Origin of the sequence: Pseudomonas sp. H9 (genome assembly GCF_004353925.1) — a bacterium.
Classification (GTDB): domain Bacteria; phylum Pseudomonadota; class Gammaproteobacteria; order Pseudomonadales; family Pseudomonadaceae; genus Aquipseudomonas.
Window position 1 is genome coordinate 77,205 of sequence record NZ_SMOK01000023.1, and the last position, 20,841, is coordinate 98,045.

The 20,841-nt window shown below is 60.2% G+C and carries 13 protein-coding genes and 2 tRNA genes; 10 read left to right on the forward strand and 5 right to left on the reverse strand.

The annotated features are described in order from the left end of the window. Nucleotides 1–38 precede the first annotated feature (38 nt). Complete coding sequence (locus E1573_RS17980) at nucleotides 39–1,214, reverse strand: MFS transporter (protein WP_133215928.1); 1,176 nt, start codon at nucleotides 1,212–1,214, stop codon at nucleotides 39–41. A gap of 188 nt (nucleotides 1,215–1,402) precedes the next feature. Here E1573_RS17980 and E1573_RS17985 point away from each other — a divergent pair, with 188 nt between their 5' ends. Next, the gene (locus E1573_RS17985) at nucleotides 1,403–2,548 is read left to right on the forward strand and encodes a TDT family transporter (RefSeq protein ID WP_133215929.1); all 1,146 of its coding nucleotides are present in this window, start codon (nucleotides 1,403–1,405) and stop codon (nucleotides 2,546–2,548) included. A gap of 89 nt (nucleotides 2,549–2,637) precedes the next feature. Further along, on the forward strand, nucleotides 2,638–4,512 hold the full coding sequence (locus E1573_RS17990; protein WP_133215930.1) for an MFS transporter: 1,875 nt from the start codon (nucleotides 2,638–2,640) through the stop codon (nucleotides 4,510–4,512). Nucleotides 4,513–4,527: 15 nt separating this feature from the next. On the opposite strand, the gene sugE is transcribed toward E1573_RS17990, so the two are convergent. Next, nucleotides 4,528–4,845 (reverse strand): quaternary ammonium compound efflux SMR transporter SugE, encoded by a 318-nt coding sequence (gene sugE, locus E1573_RS17995; protein WP_133215931.1) that lies wholly within the window; start codon nucleotides 4,843–4,845, stop codon nucleotides 4,528–4,530. Between the two features lie 183 nt (nucleotides 4,846–5,028). Continuing rightward, nucleotides 5,029–5,949 (reverse strand): recombination-associated protein RdgC, encoded by a 921-nt coding sequence (gene rdgC / locus E1573_RS18000; protein WP_133215932.1) that lies wholly within the window; start codon nucleotides 5,947–5,949, stop codon nucleotides 5,029–5,031. Nucleotides 5,950–6,108: 159 nt separating this feature from the next. Here rdgC and E1573_RS18005 point away from each other — a divergent pair. From E1573_RS18005 to E1573_RS18015, 3 genes are all read left to right on the forward strand, one after another. Next, nucleotides 6,109–6,184 (forward strand) — tRNA-Val (locus E1573_RS18005). A 13-nt stretch (nucleotides 6,185–6,197) separates the two neighbouring features. Continuing rightward, a tRNA-Asp gene (locus E1573_RS18010) sits at nucleotides 6,198–6,274 on the forward strand. 155 nt (nucleotides 6,275–6,429) lie between these two features. Next, the gene (locus tag E1573_RS18015; protein WP_133215933.1) at nucleotides 6,430–8,121 is read left to right on the forward strand and encodes a molecular chaperone HscC; all 1,692 of its coding nucleotides are present in this window, start codon (nucleotides 6,430–6,432) and stop codon (nucleotides 8,119–8,121) included. Here E1573_RS18015 and E1573_RS18020 read toward each other — a convergent pair. Both E1573_RS18020 and E1573_RS18025 read right to left on the reverse strand, forming a co-directional pair. Further along, entirely contained in the window at nucleotides 8,118–10,799 is a 2,682-nt protein-coding gene (locus tag E1573_RS18020) for a DUF805 domain-containing protein (RefSeq protein ID WP_133215934.1), read from the reverse strand. The two genes, E1573_RS18015 and E1573_RS18020, sit on opposite strands and share 4 nt — an antisense overlap. Beyond that, entirely contained in the window at nucleotides 10,796–11,494 is a 699-nt protein-coding gene (locus E1573_RS18025) for a DUF1266 domain-containing protein (RefSeq protein WP_133215935.1), read from the reverse strand. Before E1573_RS18025 ends, E1573_RS18020 begins: the two co-directional genes overlap by 4 nt. Before the next feature lie 329 nt (nucleotides 11,495–11,823). Here E1573_RS18025 and E1573_RS18030 point away from each other — a divergent pair, with 329 nt between their 5' ends. From E1573_RS18030 to E1573_RS18050, 5 genes are all read left to right on the forward strand, one after another. After that, nucleotides 11,824–15,618: a bifunctional nitrate reductase/sulfite reductase flavoprotein subunit alpha gene (locus E1573_RS18030; RefSeq protein WP_133215936.1), complete on the forward strand. Its 3,795-nt coding sequence runs from the start codon at nucleotides 11,824–11,826 to the stop codon at nucleotides 15,616–15,618. Between the two features lie 274 nt (nucleotides 15,619–15,892). Beyond that, nucleotides 15,893–18,451, forward strand: a complete 2,559-nt coding sequence (nirB, locus tag E1573_RS18035) for a nitrite reductase large subunit NirB (protein WP_133215937.1) — start codon at nucleotides 15,893–15,895, stop codon at nucleotides 18,449–18,451. Continuing rightward, the gene (gene nirD / locus E1573_RS18040) at nucleotides 18,451–18,813 is read left to right on the forward strand and encodes a nitrite reductase small subunit NirD (protein ID WP_133215938.1); all 363 of its coding nucleotides are present in this window, start codon (nucleotides 18,451–18,453) and stop codon (nucleotides 18,811–18,813) included. The genes nirB and nirD overlap by 1 nt, the downstream gene beginning before the upstream one ends. A gap of 97 nt (nucleotides 18,814–18,910) precedes the next feature. After that, a complete protein-coding gene (pcaQ, locus tag E1573_RS18045; RefSeq protein ID WP_133215939.1) occupies nucleotides 18,911–19,843 on the forward strand; it encodes a pca operon transcription factor PcaQ in 933 nt (310 codons plus the stop codon). Nucleotides 19,844–20,070: 227 nt separating this feature from the next. After that, on the forward strand, nucleotides 20,071–20,793 hold the full coding sequence (locus E1573_RS18050; protein WP_133215940.1) for an FKBP-type peptidyl-prolyl cis-trans isomerase: 723 nt from the start codon (nucleotides 20,071–20,073) through the stop codon (nucleotides 20,791–20,793). Nucleotides 20,794–20,841: the final 48 nt, after the last annotated feature.

Here is a 20,841-nt window from a genome sequence, read left to right on the forward strand (position 1 = left end):
GCAAGTCCGCTCCCGCAGCAAGCCCGCTCCTACCGGGATTAACGCCGAGCCCCGAGGTAGTAGAACAGTGCCGCCAGCACCACCGAGGCAATCAATAGGTAGAAGGTGGCTACCGGCACCAGGTGCGCAAGGGCAAAGCCGCAGATTACCGGCCCCAGTGCCGCCCCCAGGTTGGACAAGTTCTGCGCGCCGTAATACACCCCACGCAGATGCTCAGGTGCAATACGGTCGATAAACATGTACTCGGCAGGGATGACAATGATTTCGCCGAGGGTGAAAACCAACATTGCCAGGCACCAGACCAGCAGCGACTGCGCCAGGGAGAAGCCCAGCAAGCCGATCAGGAACAGCGCCATGCCGGCCAGCAGCCAAGGCATCAACTGCTGGCTACTGATACGCCGACCGATCACATATTGCAGTGCAATCACAGTAATGGCGTTGGTCGCCACCAGGTAGCTGATGTAATGAGCAGCCTCGCTGGCGCTGCTGGTCACCACCAGGTACTGCGACAGGTACGCGGTGAACTGGCCGAACACCACCGCGCTGAGCGCACCGCCGAGGGTGAAGCAGATCAAGCGGCGATCCTTGAGCAACTGCCCGCCGATGCTGAGAAATCCAGCCTGAGAACCGCTTTCCAGCTGCGCCCGCGCCGAGCGCTCGCCCCAACGCCGGTAGCAGAGGCAGGTGAGCAGGCCTAAAGCGGCTGAAAGCAGAAAGGGCAGGTGGCCATCCAGTGTCACCAGCGCCACCCCGACAAACGGGCCAACGGCATAGGCAACGTTGCTCAGGGTGTACTTGATCGAGAACACTTCGGAGCGTTCCTCCAGCGGCAACAGGGCGCAGAAACCGGCTTTGGCGGCAATGTCGACCACCGCCAGGGTCAGGTTGATCAGCACCAGACTGATGAAGAACAGGCTTAGTTCACGGCTGACGATGGCGGTAATGAACGCCACCGCGAACACCAGGGTCGAGACGATGATCACCGTGTAACTGCGCAGGGTATCGATCAGGTAGCCACCATAAAGGCTCAGCAACGAGGCGACGATCAGCGCGCCGCCAATCATCAAACCGATGCCGCTGATATCCAGAGCGAAGTTTTCTGCGAGGTAAACCACCAGATAGGGCAGGGTAATCGCCCGGGCCACGGTCAGAACAAAAGTGGTGGCCAGCAGCAGGCGCACCTGTGGCGCATAGCGTTTTACGGCATCGAGCATGTCACGTCCTTGTTATGTAGTCGCGTTGGGCCGTCAGCGCTCAAGCATACGCTTGGCTGGGAGGGGTGGAACAGAGGCTGGATCCATATCTATGAAATAGATAACAGATAGAGAAAATACCCGTTATATGGATATTCTTTTTGGGCCTAAGATGGTCTCACGTCACTGGACTACAGGAGACTCCGACCATGCCCTGCCTACAACAGACTGCTTCGCCCCTGCGGCCGCTGAGCCATCTGGCTCACCCGCGGGAAGTCATTCGCCAGTTCACCCCCAATTGGTTTGCTGCCACCATGGGCACCGGGGTATTGGCCCTGGCCCTCATGCAACTAGGCATCGACAGCCTGCACGGCGTGGCCGAAGCGTTGTGGTGGCTGACCATTGCCCTGTTTGTGTTGTTCACCGTGCTCTACACCGCACGCTGGGTAATGTTCTTCCATGAAGCCCGGCAGATTTTTGCCCACTCAACAGTGTCGATGTTCTTCGGCACCATCCCCATGGGCCTGGCGACGATTCTCAACGGCTTTTTGCTGTTTGGTATCAACCGCTGGGGTGAGGGGATTGTGCCCTGGGTTGAAGCGATGTGGTGGTTCGATGTCGGCCTTGCTTTGTTGTGCGGGGTGGCCATTCCTTACCTGATGTTCACTCGCCAGGAGCACAGCATCGACCAGATGACGGCAGTCTGGCTGCTGCCGGTGGTGGCTGCCGAAGTTGCTGCAGCCAGCGGCGGTCAGTTGGCACCGCATCTGGTCGACGCCCACAGCCAGCTGTTGGTGCTGATTACCAGTTATGTGCTGTGGGCTGTCTCGCTGCCGGTGGCGTTCAGCATCCTGACCATCCTCATGCTGCGCATGGCGTTGCACAAATTACCGCACGCCAACATGGCCGCTTCAAGCTGGCTGGCGCTGGGCCCGATCGGCACTGGTGCGCTGGGCATGCTGCTGCTCGGATCCGATGCTCCGGCGATTTTCGCCGCCAACGGCTTCGGCGATCTGGGTGAAATTGCCAAGGGGTTGGGCCTGGTTGCCGGGATCGTGCTGTGGGGCGCTGGCTTGTGGTGGCTGCTCACCGCGATGTTGATCACCTTGCGCTACATTCGCCATGGCATGCCGTTCAACCTGGGTTGGTGGGGTTTCACCTTCCCGCTGGGTGTCTACACCTTGGCGACGTTCAAACTCAGCAACTGGCTGGGGTTGGCCTTCTTCCAGCACATGGGCCTGGTGCTGGTCGTGGCACTGGCCGGCCTGTGGATGATGGTCGGCAGCCTGACCTTGCGCGGTGCCTGGCGCGGAGAGCTGTTTGTTTCTCCGTGCATTGCCGGATTGAAGAAGTAGCAACAAGTAGATTGCATTTACCTGAGTGAATGTGGCTTTGTGCGCCTTGGATGCCTCCAATGACAAAGCCCCACTCAGGTACACGGATGATGAGTCAAACCTCGCAGTTCAGTTTGCTCGGCAAGCAGCGGTTTTTGCCTTTCTTTATTACCCAGTCGCTGGGCGCGTTCAACGACAACCTGTTCAAACAGTCGTTGATCCTGGCCATTCTTTATAAGTTGGCCATCGAGGGTGACCGCTCGATCTGGATCAACCTCTGCGCGTTGCTATTCATTCTGCCGTTTTTTCTGTTTTCTGCGCTGGCCGGGCAGTTCGGTGAGAAGTACCCCAAAGACGCGTTGATCCGCCTGATCAAACTGGCTGAGATCGGCATCATGGCCATCGGGGCGGTTGGCTTTTTGACCAATCATCTGGCCTTGATGCTGCTGGCGCTGTTCGCCATGGGCACTCACTCGGCACTGTTCGGCCCGGTCAAATACTCGATCCTGCCGCAAGCCTTGCATGAGCAGGAGCTGGTCGGGGGTAATGGCCTGGTGGAGATGGGCACCTTCCTGGCGATCCTTGCGGGCACTATTGGTGCCGGGATCATGATGTCCAGCACCCACTATGCGCCAGTGGTTGCCTGCGCCGTGGTGGCAGTGGCGGTGCTGGGCTACCTGTCCAGTCGATGGATTCCACGGGCCAGTGCCGCATCGCCGCAGATGAAGCTGGACTGGAATATCTTCACTCAATCCTGGGCTACTTTGCGTTTGGGCCTTGGCCAGACGCCAGCGGTGTCGCGTTCGATTGTCGGCAATTCCTGGTTCTGGTTTGTCGGGGCGATTTACCTCACCCAGATTCCGGCTTACGCCAAAGACTGGCTACACGGTGATGAAACCGTGGTCACCCTGGTGCTGACCTTGTTCTCCGTGGGCATCGCCCTGGGTTCGTTGCTGTGTGAGCGCCTCAGCGGCCATAAAGTGGAAATCGGCCTGGTGCCGTTCGGTTCCTTCGGCCTGACCTTGTTCGGTTTGCTTTGGTGGTGGCACTCCGGGGATGTCGCGGCGCCAGCAGTTCCGTACGACTGGTTGGCTCTGCTGGGCATGGCGCAAGCCTGGTGGATCTTGCTCTCGATTGTCGGCCTGGGCGTATTTGGCGGTTTCTACATCGTGCCGTTGTATGCGTTGATTCAGTCACGCACACCTGAGCAAGAGCGCTCGCGGGTAATCGCCGCCAACAACATTCTCAATGCGTTGTTCATGGTGGTCTCGGCGATTGTCACCATTGTGCTGTTGAGCGTGGTGGAGCTGAGCATTCCGCAGTTGTTTCTGGTGGTGTCGCTGCTGAACATCGGCGTCAACACGTACATCTTCAGGATTGTTCCTGAGTTCACCATGCGCTTCATGATCTGGCTGCTCAGCCATTCCATGTACCGCGTCGAGCACCGCGACCTTCAGCAGATTCCCGAGGAAGGGGCGGCGTTGCTGGTGTGTAACCACGTGTCGTTCGTTGATGCGTTGTTGATCGGCGGGGCAGTGCGTCGGCCGATTCGCTTTGTCATGTACTACAAGATTTACCAGCTGCCGGTGCTCAACTTCATCTTCCGTACCGCAGGTACCATTCCGATTGCCGGTCGCAATGAAGATGCCGAGATTTACGAACGCGCCTTCAAACAGATCGCTGCATACCTGGCCGACGGTGAGCTGGTGTGCATTTTCCCGGAAGGCAAGCTGACCAGCGATGGCGAAATCGATGAGTTCAAGGGCGGGCTGAGCCGGATTATCGAGCAGACTCCGGTGCCAGTGATTCCCATGGCGTTGCAGGGTTTGTGGGGGAGCTTTTTCAGTCGCGATCCGGCCAAGGGGTTTTTCCGGCGTTTGTGGTCGCGGGTGACGCTGGTTGCCGGGGCCGCTATTCCGGTAGAAACAGCGGCGCCGGCGATGTTGCGCGAACGGGTCAGCCAGTTGCGTGGCGACGTGCGCTAAAAGGGTAGGGCAAGGTCAGCTGGCGCTGACCTTGAGGCCAATCAGGCCGGTCACGATAAAGGCCACGCTGGCCAGGCGCACCAGCGCCATGGATTCGCCAAACAGGATAATGCCGGCGATCACCGTGCCTACTGCACCGACACCGGTCCAGATGGCGTAGGCCGTACCCAGCGGTAGCTCTTTCATCGCCAGGCCCAGCAGGCCAAGGCTGATGACCATGGCGCCGACTGTCAGAATGGTCGGCAGCGGGCGGGTAAACCCATCGGTGTATTTGAGGCCGACAGCCCAGCCTACTTCGAACAGGCCGGCGAAAAACAGGATGATCCAGGACATGCAGAGTCTCCATCAGGGTGATGGGGCCGTCCCCGAAATGGTCACGCAAAGCGTCGTGAGGCCGTCCTCACAGGGAGGGTAGGGTAAAGTTGCGAGCTTCAAGCTGCAAGCTGCAAGTAAAGGCACAGTGCGCAGGCCCTGGCTTTTTCTTGCTGCTTGAAGCTTGTCACTTGCAGCTGCCGCTTAAATCCCTTGCGGAATTTCTTCGCCGCCCAGTGCTTCGAACAGCGCCGGCAGGAACTCGCCGAAGGTCAGCATCATCAGGGTAAAGCTGGCGTCCAGTTGGCCCAGGGCTTCGTCACCGCCGTCTTCTTCTGCCTGATCCTGCAGCAGTTCTTCAAAGCGCAGGCGTTTGATGACCATCTTGTCGTCCAACACGAACGACAGTTTGTCTTGCCAGGCCAGGGACAGTTGCGTCACGACCTTGCCGGTGCCCAGGTGCAGCTGGATCTCGTCGCTGGTCAGGTCCTGGCGTTTGCAACGGACAATACCGCCGTCTTCGTGGGTGTCACGCAGTTCGCACTCGTCCAGTACAAAGAAGTCAGGCGCAGCTTGCTGGGCCTTGACCCAGTCGGTCATGGTCGCGCTCGGGGCGATTTTTACCGTGACCGGGCGCACCGGCAGTGAGCCCATGACTTCACGCAGGGTCGAGAGCAGGTCTTCGGCGCGCTTGGCGCTGGCCGAGTTGACCAGAATCAGGCCTTGCTTGGGGGCGATGGCGGCGAAGATCATCGAGCGGCGAATGAAGGCGCGCGGCAGGAAGGCCTGGATGATCTCGTCTTTGATCTGGTCGCGCTCCTTCTTATAGACCTTGCGCATTTGTTCGGCTTCGATCTCTTCGACCTTCTCCTTGACCGCATCACGCACCACGCTGCCCGGCAGGATGCGCTCTTCTTTACGCGCGGCAATCAGCAGGAAGTCGCCGCTGACATGAACCAGTGGTGCATCTTCACCTTTGCCGAACGGCGCGACGAAACCGTAGGTGGTCAACTCCTGGCTGGCGCAAGGGCGCGCCGGCTTGCTGGCCAGAGCGGTTTCCAGTGCTTCTGGATCGAACGGGACTTCCTGGGTCAGGCGATAGGTCAGCAGGTTTTTGAACCACATGGGGTGAATCTCTCCTTACATATAAGGAGGGCATTATTCTCCGAGCGGGTGCCTGAGGCCAAGTCTGCTAAGTCTTTGGAACGCCTGAAAAAAATTTTTAAAAAAGTGCTTGCCAGAGTGTTCGGTGCTCCGTAGAATGCGCGCCACACCGAGACGAAAGGGTGATTAGCTCAGCCGGGAGAGCATCTGCCTTACAAGCAGAGGGTCGGCGGTTCGATCCCGTCATCACCCACCACTCAGTGTATAGCGCAGCGGTAGTTCAGTCGGTTAGAATACCGGCCTGTCACGCCGGGGGTCGCGGGTTCGAGTCCCGTCCGCTGCGCCATATTTAGCTTCCAGGGCCCACTGAACACCCGGAAGCGACAAAGAAAGCGACCTTAGGGTCGCTTTTTTTGTTTCTGGCCTTCGTCCAGAATTCACCAGCACGCTGGTACGTCACTGCTTTCTCCGTGCCAGCCCCTACTGAGCAAGAGATCAAACATGCAGGATGCAAACACTTCCCCAGCGCCCTTGCTGGGTATTGATCTGGGTACCACCAACAGTTTGGTGGCGGTCTGGCGCGACGGCCAGGCGCAATTAATCCCCAATGCCCTCGGCGATGTTCTCACACCTTCAGTTGTCAGCCTTGATGATGACGGCAGTATTTTGGTCGGCGCGGCAGCGCGGGCACGTCTGACCACTCACCCTGACCGCACCGTTGCCGCCTTCAAGCGCTTCATGGGCAGCGACAAAAAGCTTGAGTTGGGTGAGCAGTCGTTCAGCCCCGAGGAACTCTCGGCATTGGTGCTCGGTGCCTTGAAAGCCGATGCCGAGGCCTTTCTGGGGGGGGCGGTGCATGAAGCCGTGATTTCAGTGCCGGCGTATTTCAGCGATGAGCAGCGAAAACGCACCAGCTTTGCTGCCGAACTGGCCGGGCTCAGCGTGCAACGTTTGATCAACGAGCCGACCGCCGCAGCCATGGCTTACGGCCTGCACGAGAAAAAGTTTGAACGTACGCTGATCTTCGACCTCGGTGGTGGAACCTTCGACGTAACCGTACTGGAGTACGCACTGCCGCTGATCGAGGTGCATGCCTCTACTGGCGACAATTTCCTCGGCGGCGAAGATTTCACCGCAGCGCTGTTGCAAGCCTGCCTGAAAGACTGGCGACTCAAGCCGTCGTCGCTGTCACCGCAAGCTTTGGCCAGCCTTGTAGACGCGATTGAGCAAATCAAGCGCAAGCTGGGCGAGGGTGAGCAACACCTGAGCTGGGATGGTGCCGGGGAAAACCGCCAATGGTCACTGGATGAGGCACGTGCGCAGAAAATCTGGGCGCCACTGTTGGCGCGTATTCGCGCCCCGATCGAACAAGCCATGCGTGATGCCCGGGTCAGCCCCAGAGACCTCGACAGCCTGGTACTGGTTGGCGGCGCCACGCGTATGCCAGCAGTACAGCAAATGGTCGCCACCTTGTTCGGTCGCCTGCCATACCGGCACCTGGACCCGGACACCATCGTTGCGCTCGGCGCTGCCACCCAGGCGGCGTGCAAGGCCCGCGACGAGGCAATCGAAGAGCTGATCCTGACTGATGTGTGCCCTTATACCCTAGGTATCAGTGCCATGCGTGGCGACGAGACCGTTGGTGTGTTTGCCCCTATCATCGAGCGTAATACGGTGATTCCAACGTCCAGGGTCAAACGTTTTTACAGTACCCATCCGAATCAAGAGCAGATCCGAATTGAGGTGTACCAAGGCGAGCGGCCATGGGTACGTGACAATATCTTTGTCGACGCTTTCGATATTACCTTGGTGCCCAATGGCGCGATCCAGAGCCTGGATGTGCGTTTCAGCTACGACATCAACGGTCTGTTGGAAGTGGACGTGACCTTGCTCGCCACTGGCAAGAAACATAGTCACAGCATTGACCGCAGCCCCACAGGGCTTGATCAAAAGGCCCGCAAGGCCAGCCATGCGCGGCTTGCGGAGCTTAAAATCCACCCGCGTGACGCGTTACCCAACCGTACCCTGCTGGCCCGCCTGGAGCGCGCCTGGATGCAGAGCCTGGGTGAAGACCGAGAGCAGATCGGCGCCTGGCTGGACGACTTTTCCACTGCGTTGGCCAGCCAGCAGCCTGAGCAGATCAAACGTCAGCGCCAGCACCTCACTGAGGCGCTGGAGCAGCTGCACTTCTAACCGTTCAAACGCCGCAAAGCTGCTTGCAGGCCCGCCTGCAGGCTGTTTTGCTTGACGTTGGCCGGCGGTAGGCCGTAGCGATTGGGCAGCGGTTCACCCCGCAGGAACAGCAGCGCCAGCGGCAGGAAAGGCAGAAACGGCGTCAGTACTGCGAACACAATCAGCGTCGGGATGCCCCGGCCGATATCGTGCAAGCGGCGCAGGGCGGCGCTACCCAGCAGGCCGACGAACAGCACGCCAAAGAGGATCTGTAACGGCGCGCTCCCGGCAATCAGTGTCAGCACTGGCCCGAGAACGATGCTGGTAACGGCCTGAACGGCATAACCGGTGCGGCTCAAGCGGCTGCCCAGTTTCCAAACGTGTGAGGCCGGCACTGCCTGGCTGCTGGATTTCCCCTGCAGCAAACGTTCAGACCACGACAGCAAGGCCGTCATCGCAGCACGAATGCCGGTGTCCATGCCAGGGAAGTCCTTGGCGCGTTGCAGTTCCATGAGCACTTTGACCTTCGGCACACCGGCCTGACCGTAGCGCGCCAGGCCCTTCAAGGTATCGAGAGCGCTATAGATCAAGGTGCTGTTGAGCAGAAAGTCTTCTTCCAGCATTTTGCTGGGGGGGCGTACTGGTTCGCCTTTGATCAGGCCGTCGCGAAACGGCTCGAACCAGTCACCCGAACAGCTCAGGTTAGCGATGCGTTGCAACACTTCACGGTGCTGTTCGGCGGTGAGGCTCGGGTCGTGATACAGCACGGCGCACAGCAGCATCAGGCCGAGCATGTCGTCTTCGAAGGCTTTGGGGTCGTGCTCAAGGCAGGCAAACAGTTGCTGGTTGCTGGGCAACCGGCGGCTGTCCAGCGCCTGCTGCACATTGAGCAAGCGCTCAGCCGTCATCCGTTGCACCGGGTCGCTGTAGTCCAGCCATCCCAGCAATCCGTCCAGATTGCCTTGCTCGGCCTGTAGCGTCAGCATGACCTGCTGCAGCGCTGCAAACGGGTGATCTGCAGGGTAGGGCATGGCCAGCAAGGCGGGCGAGGTCAGGGCCAACCAGCGTTCCGGCTGATCGATCAGCGCCAGCATGAACAGGTTCTGGCGGTGCCAGTCCCACAAGTCTTGGTTATCAGGTCGTGGCGGTAGTTCAACACCCGCTGCGGCCAGTTCAGCGAGCAGCCCAAGGGCATACGGGGCCGGGAACAGCCGCTGTGGCTTGATCGCTTCGGTCAAATGAAGCAGGCCTTCGGCCGGGTAACCGCGCACGCGGCGCATCCAGTCACGGCAGACTGCCAACGCCTCGCCTTCAAGCAGCGCCTGGGGCAGTTGTGCTTGTGGCGAAGGGTTGTGGCTGAAGTCTGTCAGGGTCAAGGCAATCGGTGACTCGCCCAGCCAGCGCAGCTGTTGCGTGGCCTGATAGTGGAAGCCTTCAATAATCAGGGCGTCGAGCGGGTCATCACCAAGCGCTTCGGCTTTGACTTGGCGCAGCAGCTTGATGTCGCCGCGGTGCAATGCCCAGGCATGGCGGTACAGGCGCTGCAGTTGCGGGTCAGGCTGCTCATCGAGCAACCAGGCCAGCAAGGGCTGTTCATCGTTGGCGTATAAACGCCAGCGGACAAAGGTGCCAGCAATGCCCGGCAGTTCTTCACGCGCGGCTTCGAACCAGCGCGTCAGGGTTTCCGGGCACTGCGACGGGCTGCCCCAGACCTGTTCTGGAGCATCAAGGCTTTCCGGCCAGGCTGCGAACGGCTCCAGTCTGTCGAAAGCCTGGATCAGCAACGGCAAGCGCTGTGGCTGGTGGGTACGGCACAGATCCAGCAGCCAGCGTGCCGCCTGCGGATGCTGGTGCTCACGCCACAGTCGGGTCCAGCACTGGCGCGCCAGTTCTTCCTGACCGCAGGCGCTGCTCTGGCGGGCCAACAGGTACAGCAGGTCGATATCGTCCGGAGCCTGGCGCTGTTGCTCGGCCAGCAGGGTACACAGTGTCGGGCTGGCGATACCTGCCTGACTGAACTGCACCAGCAATCGCTGGATAAAGGCCGGATCGTCAGGCAACGCCAAACAGGTGTGCGCTGACGCGAAGTGCTTGTACTCGAACAGCGGCCGGTAGTGGAACAAGTGCTCAAGGCTGCGGGCGTACCACAAGGTTTCCACCTGAATTTCAGGTGGCCAGTCTTTCATCAACGAAGTATCGAAGGGATCTGCATCGGCGATGCTCTCAAGAAAGGCTTCAACCTGCTCTGGTTGCTCCAGGTGCAACAGTTGACTCGACCAACCCATGCGCGTGGCCAGCAGCTGTGCGCAGTTGTGGGATAACGGGCTGGTGTGCATCAGGTTGTACAGCAGCGCCCAGCTCAGGTTTTCCAGCGTTTCGAGGGACAGGTGATCGAGTTGCTCGATAAACGCCTGCCATGCTGGAAGATAAAAGCGCCGGGCCGGGTCGTTGAGCAATTCCAGGAAGGCTGTTTTGCTGCGCTCGGCAGGGTCGTCGTTGGACGCTGTGCCCTCATAGGCCGTGCTCTGGGTTTTTTGCTCACGTGCTTGTTGCAGCGCCGCTTCATAGGCTTGGCGCAGGGCCTGGAAGCCCTCCGGGTCGGTCTCCGGGTGATGGTGGGGCAGGCGCGCGCGGTAGGCACCACGAATGACATCAGGGTCGTTGGTCGGCTCGATGCCCAGGTGAATCCAACAGCTCATGACCAGGCATCCTCTTCCAATGTGTCAGGGCGTTCAGGCAGGTTCAGCGGCAGGTCCCAGGGAAGGTTGGCAAGCAGTTCGCCGGCACCGTTGTACAAGTTGTTGAGGAGGCAGCGGTTCCAGTGTTCATCACCTTGGCGCATCAGGGCCTGGGCCAGCTCCTGGTCACTGCACTCCGAGCAGTTCCACAACGCCTTGCCGTAGAGATAACCCGCTATGTAGGTGTTCCAGCTGTTGTAGTAATGACGCGCACGCAGCGCCAGACGGCCTTGTAGCCACAGGCTTTCATCCAGGCTGATAAAGCCTTTGCGCAGGCCACTGCGCAGCAAAAAGCCCATGCGCCCCAGGTCCCAGGCGCGGACGCCGCCAGGGCCGCAGTCGGCCTGGGTGCGATAGGCAAATTGGTATTGGATGCGTTGACGCGGCTTCAGTTGCTCCAGTGCGTCCTGCCACTCGCTGGGCAGGCAGCGTCCCGCTTGCCAATAGGCATTGTTCAGCTCGGTGGCATGACCGTTATCAGCCATGGACAGCATGTCGAGCAATTGCCCGCGTTTGGTAATGCCCCACCATTTCTGCAGGTCCGATTGGTCTTCGTCCTCAAGGGCGTAATAGGTGGCAGCGGTATAGCTGGCGCCATTGAGTGCGGCCATGGGCGCGGACAGGGCGAAAAGCCAGTGTTGCTCAATTTCTTCCATGAAAAAAACTCCGGGGCCGGAAAGCGGGGATGCAGGGCCGGCCAAAAGTGGCGTGAATTGTAAAGTCCTACAGGGGTTGCAGCAAATTCGCCGTGGGCCGCCGTGGTGCAGACACACCCAAGACGGTGCATTTCTGATGCGCTCGTGTTCTGCGCATCCTCGTGTTTTCGGGCTTTTGCCCTTCTGGCGCGCCCTTTGCAATCGCTTGAGCAATCGGCAATCAACGCAGATTGCCCCGTTCACGACAAAGGCGCCGTGTTGCCCCCGCTTGTTTCTGCAAGCCGGGGTAGCAGGGCGCCTTTTTGTTTGCGCAAGCAGGAGGTCGGCAGATGAGCAGCACTCAAGTGCGCAGTGTGTGCCCGTATTGTGGAGTGGGCTGCGGCATCGTTATGACGGTCGAAGGTAACCGGGTGACCAAGGTCAGCGGCGACAAGCAGCATCCCAGCAATTTCGGCCGTTTATGCACCAAGGGGCTGACCGCGCATCAACCGCTGCGCGAATCGGGTCGCATGGAGCACGCTTATCTGCGCGAGGAGCGCCAGCGGGATCCTGTGCAGGCCTCAATGGATACGGCCATCGAACAGACAGCTCGGCGCCTGCGTGCAATCCTGGAGCAGCACGGGCCGGATGCCTTGGCGTTCTATGTTTCCGGGCAGATGTCGCTGGAAGCCCAATACCTGATCAACAAGCTGGCCAAGGGTTTTATTCGCAGCCGACACATCGAGTCCAATTCACGTCTGTGCATGGCCAGCGCCAGCAGCGGCTACAAGCTGTCGTTGGGTGCCGACGGCCCGCCAGGCAGCTACCAGGACTTTGAGCATGCCGAGGTGTTTTTCGTCATCGGCGCGAACATGGCTGACTGTCATCCGATCCTCTTCCTGCGCCTACTGGACCGACGCAAAGCCGGGGCCCGAATGATCGTGGTCGATCCACGGCGTAACGCCACCGCTGACAAGGCCGACCTGTTTCTGCAGATCAAGCCGGGCACTGACCTGGCGCTGCTCAATGGCCTGCTGTACCTGCTCAAACACAACGGCCACTGCGACGCTGAGTTCATCGAGCGCTACACCGAAGGCTGGGAGGCCATGGGGGAATTTCTTGATGACTACCCACCTGAGCGAGTCGCGGCCATCACCGGGCTGGCCGAAGCTGATATTCGTCAGGCCGCCGACTGGATCGGCCAGGCGCCGGAATGGATGAGCTGCTGGACCATGGGCCTGAACCAGAGCATCCATGGCACTTGGCAAACCAATGCCTTGTGCAATCTGCACCTGGCCACTGGGGCGATCTGTCGACCTGGCAGCGGGCCGTTTTCCCTGACCGGCCAGCCCAACGCCATGGGAGGGCGCGAGATGGGTTACATGGGCCCTGGCCTGCCGGGGCAGCGTTCGGCATTGGTTGACAGTGACCGGGCGTTCGTTGAACAACTCTGGCAGATTCCGGCGGGCAGCCTGCGCGGTGAAACCGGTGACGGCACCGTAGCGCTATTCGAACAGCTGACCGCTGGACAGATCAAAGCCTGCTGGATTATGTGCAGCAATCCGGTGGCCAGTGTTGCCAATCGCCAACAGGTGATCGACGGCCTGCAACAGGCGGAACTGGTCATTACCCAAGATGCCTTTCTCGACACCGAAACCAATCGCTATGCCGACATCCTTTTGCCTGCTGCACTGTGGGCGGAGGGCGAAGGGGTGATGATCAACTCCGAGCGCAACCTGACGCTGATGGGCAAAGCCATGGAGCCGTGTGGTGAGGCGCTGCCAGACTGGCAGATCATTGCCCGCGTTGCCTGTGCCATGGGTTATGCCGAGGCGTTCAGCTACACCAGCGCCGAGGCAGTGTTTGAAGAAATCCGTCAGGCCTGGAACCCGGCGACCGGTTACGACGTGCGTGGTGTCAGTTATACGGGTTTGCGTCAGGCGCCGCAGCAATGGCCGTGCGAGCCCGGTCGCTCAGACACCCGCAGCCCTGTGCGTTATCTCAATAACGGCATCAGTCAGACGCTGCATTGCGATGCTGAGGGCCAGGCGCCCGCTATCGCCTTCGCCACGCCCACGGGCAAAGCGCGCTTCTTCGCTCGCCCTTGGCTACCCAGTGCGGAGCTGCCGGATGGCACCTTTGACCTGGTGCTCAACACCGGCCGCGTCCAGCACCAATGGCACACCCTGACCAAGACCGGAAAAGTGGCGACGTTGAACAAGCTCGATCCCGGTCCTTTCGTGGAGCTTCATCCTGACGATGCCCAACGCCTAGGCATTGCCGAGCATGACCAGGTCCAAGTGCGCTCGCGGCGTGGCCAGGCACTGTTGCCCGCACGCATTACCACGCGGGTATTGCCGGGCAACTGCTTTGCGCCGTTTCACTGGAACGATGTGTTCGGCGAGCACCTGGCCATCAACGCGGTCACCAGCGATGCGGTCGATCCGCTGTCGTTGCAACCTGCTTTCAAGTACTGCGCGGTGGCCCTGAGCCGGGTCGCCGGCCCTCGTATCCCCACCACATGTAGCAGCCCAGTGTTCGATGAGCCCCAGCAAGCCCGGCACTGGCTGCTCTGGGCCTCGCAAACCGGTAATGGTCAGGCGTTGGCCGAGCACTGCGCCGAGCGCCTGCGCAATGCTGGCGTTGCGGTGAACCTGCGTTGCATGGAGGAGGTTGGCATCGAGCAACTGGAGGGCGCAGCGAGCCTGCTGCTGGTTGCCAGTACCTTCGGAGATGGCGATGCACCTGACAGCGGTGCGGCGTTCTGGCAGGCGTTGCAGGGCCAGCACGCCACTCGCTGCGCCGGGTTGCCCTATGCCGTGTTGGCGCTGGGGGATTCCAGCTATGAGCAGTTCTGTGGTTTTGGCCGCAAGCTGGATCGGCGCTTGGCCGAGTTGGGCGGGCAGCGCTTGCTTGAGCGGGTTGAATGCGAAGGCGACGTCGAAGCGCCGACGGCGCACTGGTTGCAAGCGTTGCTCACCCAGCTGGGAGGCGTCAGCACGGGGGCGCCGCTGCCTGAGCCAGTCGCCATAACAGCGCGCTTCAGCAAGCAGCAACCGCTGCCGGCACGGTTGCTGGAAAACCGCCGACTCAACAGCCCGGGCGCCAGCAAAGAAACCCGGAAGATTGTGTTTGAGCTGACCGACAGTGGCTTCAGCTATCAGGCCGGCGATGCTTTGGGGGTGTGGCCGCGAAACTGCCCGGCACTGGTGGATGAGCTGTTGGCGGCGGCTCATCTGCGAGGCAGCGATGCTATCAGCCTCAAAGGGCACGCCGATATGCCGCTTGCCAAGGCGCTGGGCGAGCACCTGGAAATCGCCCGAATTACACCGGCGATGCTTGAGACCTTCGCTCAGCGTAGCAACGACAGTGTGCTGAGCGACTTGCTCAAGCCGCAGAACAAAACGGCGCTCAAGGGCTGGTTGTGGGGCAAGCAGTTGATAGACCTGGTACACACCCTCAAACCCGAGCTGGACCTGGACACCTGGCTGAGCTTGCTCAAGCCCTTGCAACCGCGGTTGTACTCCATCAGTTCCAGCCCTAAACGACATCCGGATCAGGTGCATCTGACCCTTTCCACCGTCCGTTTCGGCCAGCGCAAAGGGGTTTGCTCAACCTACCTGGCCGACCGTGCGGCGCACGGCGATGTGGCCATTTTCACTCAGCCCAGTGCGCACTTTCGCCTGCCCCAGGACCGCAACGCACCAGTGATCATGGTCGGCCCCGGCACCGGTGTCGCACCGTTCCGGGCATTCTTGCAGGAGCGTCAGGCCGAAGGTGCCAAAGGCCCTAACTGGCTGCTGTTCGGCGAGCAGAAAGCGGCCAGCGATTTCTACTACCGTGACGAGCTGTTGGACTGGCAACGCGATGGCCTTCTGACGCGACTGGATACTGCGTTTTCACGCGATCAGGCAGAAAAAATCTATGTGCAACAGCGCATGCTGGAGCAAGGCGCAGAACTTTGGCGCTGGCTGGAGGAAGGGGGGCATTTCTATGTGTGTGGTGATGCCGAGCGCATGGCCCGCGATGTCGACGCAGCTCTCAAACAGGTTGTCGGTAAGCACGGTGGTTTAAACCCCGATCAGGCCGACGCCTACGTGGCTGAGTTGAGCCGTAGCAAGCGCTACGTGCGAGACGTGTACTGAGCGCCCCATAACGGGGAGGGCCGCACCAGGCTGGGTCGTAAATAACCAGTTGAGGCGTTAAAAAGCCGCTGTTTTACAGGCGTTGGCGGTTGGCACGTTCCCTGCTTTTGTACGATTACAACGTTCCCACAGGTCAATGGCGATCTGTATCAGGAACTACAAAAACGAACCAGGCAAAGGCGCCTGGAGCTTCGGCTCCAGGCGCCTTTTTTGTTTTTCCGGGGCACGCCCCAGCAGCACCGCCACCGTGAATGGCCTTGAGTGAGGATCGGCTATGAATGCAGCAACAAGCATTGCCCCACAGGAAAAACTGATCATCGTCGGTAATGGCATGGTCGGGCATCACTGCGTTGAACAACTGATCGAGCGGGGTGCCTTGAGCCGATACGCATTGCGGGTGTTCGGTGAGGAGCGTCAGCGTGCGTACGACCGTGTTCATCTCTCTGAATATTTCAACGGTAGCGATGCTGAAACCCTGGCGTTGGGCGGTGCCGGGGTGTATGCCGAGCACGGCGTTACCTTGCACCTGAACGAAGCGGTGCTGGAAATCGATCGCGAGCGCCGAGAAGTGCTGACGTCGCAGGGGCGCTACCCGTATGACCATCTGATCCTGGCCACTGGCTCTTATCCCTTTGTGCCGCCGATTGAAGGTTGCGAGGGGGCGTCGCGCCTGGTGTATCGCACCCTTGATGACCTGGACGCCATTCGCGCCGCTGCGGGCAATGCGCGGCGTGGGGTGATTGTCGGCGGTGGATTGCTTGGCCTTGAGGCCGCCAATGCGCTCAAGTCGTTAGGGCTGGAAGCGCATGTGGTCGAATTCGCCCCACGGTTGATGCCGGTGCAGCTGGACGCGGAGGGCGGTGCGGCCTTGCGTGCGCAGATCGAGGCACTGGGTGTGGGTGTACACGTGTCGCGGGCGACCCAGGCGGTTGTGGCTGGTGAAGATTATCGCTACCGCATGAATTTCGACGGCGGCGAGTTCATCGAGACTGACCTGATTGTGTTTTCTGCCGGTATTCGCCCGCAGGATACCCTGGGCCGCAGCAGTGGCCTGGAGGTTGCTGCCCGTGGTGGTGTAGTGATCGACAGCGACTGCCGTAGCAGCGATCCCCGCATCTTTGCTATCGGTGAGTGCGCCTCGTGGAATGGCAGCGTATTCGGTCTGGTCGCCCCGGGCTACAGCATGGCCCGCAACGTTGCTGCCGCGCTGGCTGGGGAGGGCAGCGCCCGCTTTGAAGGCGCAGACATGTCGACCAAGCTCAAGCTGCTGGGCGTCGATGTTGGCTCGATTGGCGATGCCCATGGCGCAACCCCAGGCGCACGTAGCTACCGTTTTATCGATGAAACCAACGCGGCATACCGCCGACTGGTGGTCGATGCCAGTGGTAAACGCGTGCTGGGCGCCGTGTTGGTCGGAGACAACAGCTACTACGACACGCTGCTGCAGTACGTGCAAAACGGTATTGCCCTGCCGGCAGACCCGGCCACGTTGATCCTGCCGCAAACCGCCGGAGCACCGACGCTGGGCGCAGATGCACTACCGGACACAGCCACCATCTGCTCCTGCCATAACGTCAGCAAAGGCGCCATTTGCAGCGCCATCGATAACGGGTGTGGCGAGCTGGCTGAACTCAAACAGCAAACCAAGGCGTGCACGGGTTGTGGTGGCTGCGCGGCGCTGCTCAAGCAAGTCTTTGAGCACGAATTGATTGCCCGTGGCGTCAGCGTCGACAAGAGCCTGTGCGAGCACTTCGCTTACACCCGTCAGGAGCTCTATGCACTGGTACGGGTCGAAGGGATCCTCAGCTTCGACGATATGCTCGCCAAACATGGTCGTGGCTCTGTCGGTTGTGACATCTGCAAACCGACTGTTGGTTCGATCCTCGCGTCGTGCTGGAACCAGCCGATCATGGACCCTTCGTTGGTGCCCCTGCAGGACACCAACGACACCTTCATGGCCAACATGCAGAAAAACGGCACTTATTCGGTGGTGCCGAGGATTCCCGGTGGCGAGATCACCCCGGATAAACTGATCGTCATCGGCCAGGTGGCGAAAAAGTACGATCTGTACACCAAGATTACCGGCGGCCAGCGCATTGACCTGTTTGGTGCACAGCTGCACGAGTTGCCAGCGATCTGGGGCGAGTTGATCGATGCCGGCTTTGAAACCGGCCATGCCTATGGCAAGTCCACACGTACGGTGAAGTCATGCGTGGGCAGCACCTGGTGCCGTTATGGGGTGCAAGACAGCGTGCAGATGGCCCTGACCCTGGAAGACCGCTACAAGGGCTTGCGTTCGCCGCACAAACTCAAGTTCGCGGTCTCCGGCTGTACCCGTGAGTGCGCTGAGGCACAGAGCAAGGACATCGGTGTCATCGCCACCGAGAAGGGCTGGAACCTGTACATCTGCGGCAATGGCGGCATGCGCCCGCGCCACGCCGAGCTGTTCGCCACCGACCTCGACGACGCCGGGCTGATTCGCCTGATTGACCGGCTGCTGATGTTCTACATCCGTACCGCCGACAAACTGCAGCGCACCTCGGTCTGGCGCGAGGGCCTGGAGGGTGGGCTGGACTACCTCAAGCAGGTGATTATCGAAGACAGCCTGGGCCTGGGTGCCGAGCTGGAATCGCAGATGCAGTGGGTTGTCGACCGCTATGAATGCGAATGGGCCAACGCGCTCAAAGACCCAGAGAAGCTCAAGCGCTTTCGCACCTTCGTCAATGATCAGCGGCCAGACCCGGGCGTGCACTTTGTGCGCGAACGCGGGCAACGGCGGCCGATTGCTGCGGCTGAGCTGCATGTGATTCCAACCACTGAAGAGGTGCTGTGATGAGCCTGTCCAACGTTGCTGTAAACCTGCCAACTCACAACTGGCAAGCGGTGTGTGGCCGCGATGATCTGGTGGCGCAATCGGGGGTAGTGGTGTGGTTCGAAGGCCGTCAGGTGGCACTGTTTTACCTGCCGGAACAGGATACGCCGGTGTTTGCGATCGACAACCAGGACCCCAAGTCCGGGGCCAACGTGATTGGCCGCGGCTTGATCGGCCACCTCAAGGGTGAACTGGTGGTGGCTGCACCGTTGTACAAGCAGCATTTCAGCTTGAACGATGGGCGTTGCCTGGAAGATCCGCAGCACGCCTTGCAAGTGTGGCCGGTACGGATCACCGGTGAGCAAGTAGAAATCGCAAGGTAGGCGCGGGCTTGCCCCGCGATGCGGTTTAACTGACAAACCACAATCGCGGGGCAAGCCCGCTCCCACAGAGAGAGCATGCTCCTATAGACTCCGGAGCATGAACCTCGACACCCGCATCAAATTCCGCCATCTGCTGTGCTTTCTCGAAATCGCCCGCCAGGGCAGTTTCGCGAAGGCTGCCGATGCCATGGCGATCAGTCAGCCGGCAATTTCCAAAACCCTCAAGGAACTGGAAGATCTGTTGCAAACCCGGCTGTTCGAACGCAGCAAACAAGGTGTCGAACTGACGGCAGCCGGGACGCGTTTCATGCGCTACGCCGGGCCCAGTGTGCAGGCGCTGCGTGAGGGCGTCAGTAGCTTGCGTGGTGAGCAGCATGCGCCGCCACAGGTGCGTATTGGCGTGTTGTCGACGGTCGAAAGCCTGCTGATGCCAGAGGTGCTGTGTCGCTTGCACCAACGTCATGAACATCTGGTGGTCAGTGTGGCGACCGGGCCGAGCGCGCACCTGCTGGCGCAATTGCACGTCGGTGAGCTGGACCTGGTCATCGGGCGCATGACCGACAGCCCGCAAATTCAGGGCCTGGCATTCGAGCACCTGTACAGCGAGTCAATGTCGCTGGTGGTGCGCCCAGGTCATCCTTTGCTCAACCACAAACCCATCGAACGCAACCAGGTCGGGCGTTATCCGCTGGTGCTGCCGCTGGCTGGCACCACCATTCGCAAGCATGCCGACAGCCTGTTTGTGCAGTGCGCAATCGAGCAACCAGCACAACGCCTGGAAACGCTGTCACCGGCCTTGAGCCGACGCTACGTGCAAAGCAGCGACGCGGTCTGGGTGGCGCCGCGCGATGCCGTACGCATTGATCTGGGCCGTGGCGAGTTGTGCGAACTGGACCTGGGCGTGCAGGAACCCGGCGGCTCGGTGGGCATCTGCAGCAATGCTGCGTTGCCGTTGAGCCTGTCGGCGCGCTGGCTGTGCGAAGTGCTGCGCGAAGTGGCCGGGCAATACCGTGACGGCAGTTACCCCTGAAATCCTGGCACGCTTACAAACAGCTACAAAACATGGGCGATGAAGTTGCTCAAGTGCGCTGTCCCGTCAATACTGGCCACTGGCTGCAGCTTTGTATGAAGAAGGATTTACTTGGCTGAACTTATCCGGCTTTTCTTGCTCTCATGCCGGTAGCCATTGGTCGTGGCCGCCTGATAAGCTCGCGGCTTTACTCGATTGCCCTATTGGCGCATGAACAAGGAAATAGCATGAAACAGCATCGGTTGGCGGCTGCGGTTGCCCTGGTTGGTCTGGTCCTGGCGGGTTGCGATTCGCAGACCAGCGTCGAGCTCAAGACGCCGGCACAGAAAGCCTCCTACGGTATTGGCCTGAACATGGGCAAAAGCCTGGCTCAGGAAGGCATGGACGACCTTGATTCAAAAGCGGTTGCTCAAGGCATCGAAGATGCTGTCGGCAAGAAAGAACAGAAGATCAAGGACGAAGAACTGGTTGAGGCCTTTGCTGCCCTGCAAAAGCGCGCTGAAGAGCGCCTGGCCAAGATGAGCGAAGAGTCGGCGGCAGCTGGCAAGAAGTTCCTTGAAGAAAACGGCAAGAAAGCCGGTGTCGTTACCACCGCTTCGGGCCTGCAGTACGAAGTGATCAAGAAGGCCGATGGCGCTCAGCCGAAGCCGACTGACGTGGTCACCGTTCACTACGAAGGCAAGCTGATCGACGGCAAGGTCTTCGACAGTTCGGTTGAGCGTGGCAGCCCGATTGACCTGCCGGTCAGCGGTGTGATCCCTGGTTGGGTCGAAGGCCTGCAACTGATGCACGTAGGCGAGAAGTACAAGCTGTTCATCCCGTCTGACCTGGCTTACGGTGCCCAGAGCCCGAGCCCGATGATCCCGGCCAATTCGGTCCTGGTTTTCGAACTGGAACTGCTGGGTATCAAGGATCAGGGCAAGCCTGAAGCCGACGCTGCTGCCGAGTAATCTGCTTGCAGTACAGCCAACGCCCCGTCTCGACGGGGCGTTGTCGTT

Excerpts from the sequence above, each read along its gene's own strand:
- E1573_RS17980 (WP_133215928.1), bottom strand. The coding sequence starts at position 1,214 with ATGCTCGATGCCGTAAAACGCTATGCGCCACAGGTGCGCCTGCTGCTG.
- E1573_RS17985 (WP_133215929.1), top strand. The coding sequence starts at position 1,403 with ATGCCCTGCCTACAACAGACTGCTTCGCCCCTGCGGCCGCTGAGCCAT.
- E1573_RS17990 (WP_133215930.1), top strand. The coding sequence starts at position 2,638 with ATGAGTCAAACCTCGCAGTTCAGTTTGCTCGGCAAGCAGCGGTTTTTG.
- sugE (WP_133215931.1), bottom strand. The coding sequence starts at position 4,845 with ATGTCCTGGATCATCCTGTTTTTCGCCGGCCTGTTCGAAGTAGGCTGG.
- rdgC (WP_133215932.1), bottom strand. The coding sequence starts at position 5,949 with ATGTGGTTCAAAAACCTGCTGACCTATCGCCTGACCCAGGAAGTCCCG.
- E1573_RS18015 (WP_133215933.1), top strand. The coding sequence starts at position 6,430 with ATGCAGGATGCAAACACTTCCCCAGCGCCCTTGCTGGGTATTGATCTG.
- E1573_RS18020 (WP_133215934.1), bottom strand. The coding sequence starts at position 10,799 with ATGAGCTGTTGGATTCACCTGGGCATCGAGCCGACCAACGACCCTGAT.
- E1573_RS18025 (WP_133215935.1), bottom strand. The coding sequence starts at position 11,494 with ATGGAAGAAATTGAGCAACACTGGCTTTTCGCCCTGTCCGCGCCCATG.
- E1573_RS18030 (WP_133215936.1), top strand. The coding sequence starts at position 11,824 with ATGAGCAGCACTCAAGTGCGCAGTGTGTGCCCGTATTGTGGAGTGGGC.
- nirB (WP_133215937.1), top strand. The coding sequence starts at position 15,893 with ATGAATGCAGCAACAAGCATTGCCCCACAGGAAAAACTGATCATCGTC.
- nirD (WP_133215938.1), top strand. The coding sequence starts at position 18,451 with ATGAGCCTGTCCAACGTTGCTGTAAACCTGCCAACTCACAACTGGCAA.
- pcaQ (WP_133215939.1), top strand. The coding sequence starts at position 18,911 with ATGAACCTCGACACCCGCATCAAATTCCGCCATCTGCTGTGCTTTCTC.
- E1573_RS18050 (WP_133215940.1), top strand. The coding sequence starts at position 20,071 with ATGAAACAGCATCGGTTGGCGGCTGCGGTTGCCCTGGTTGGTCTGGTC.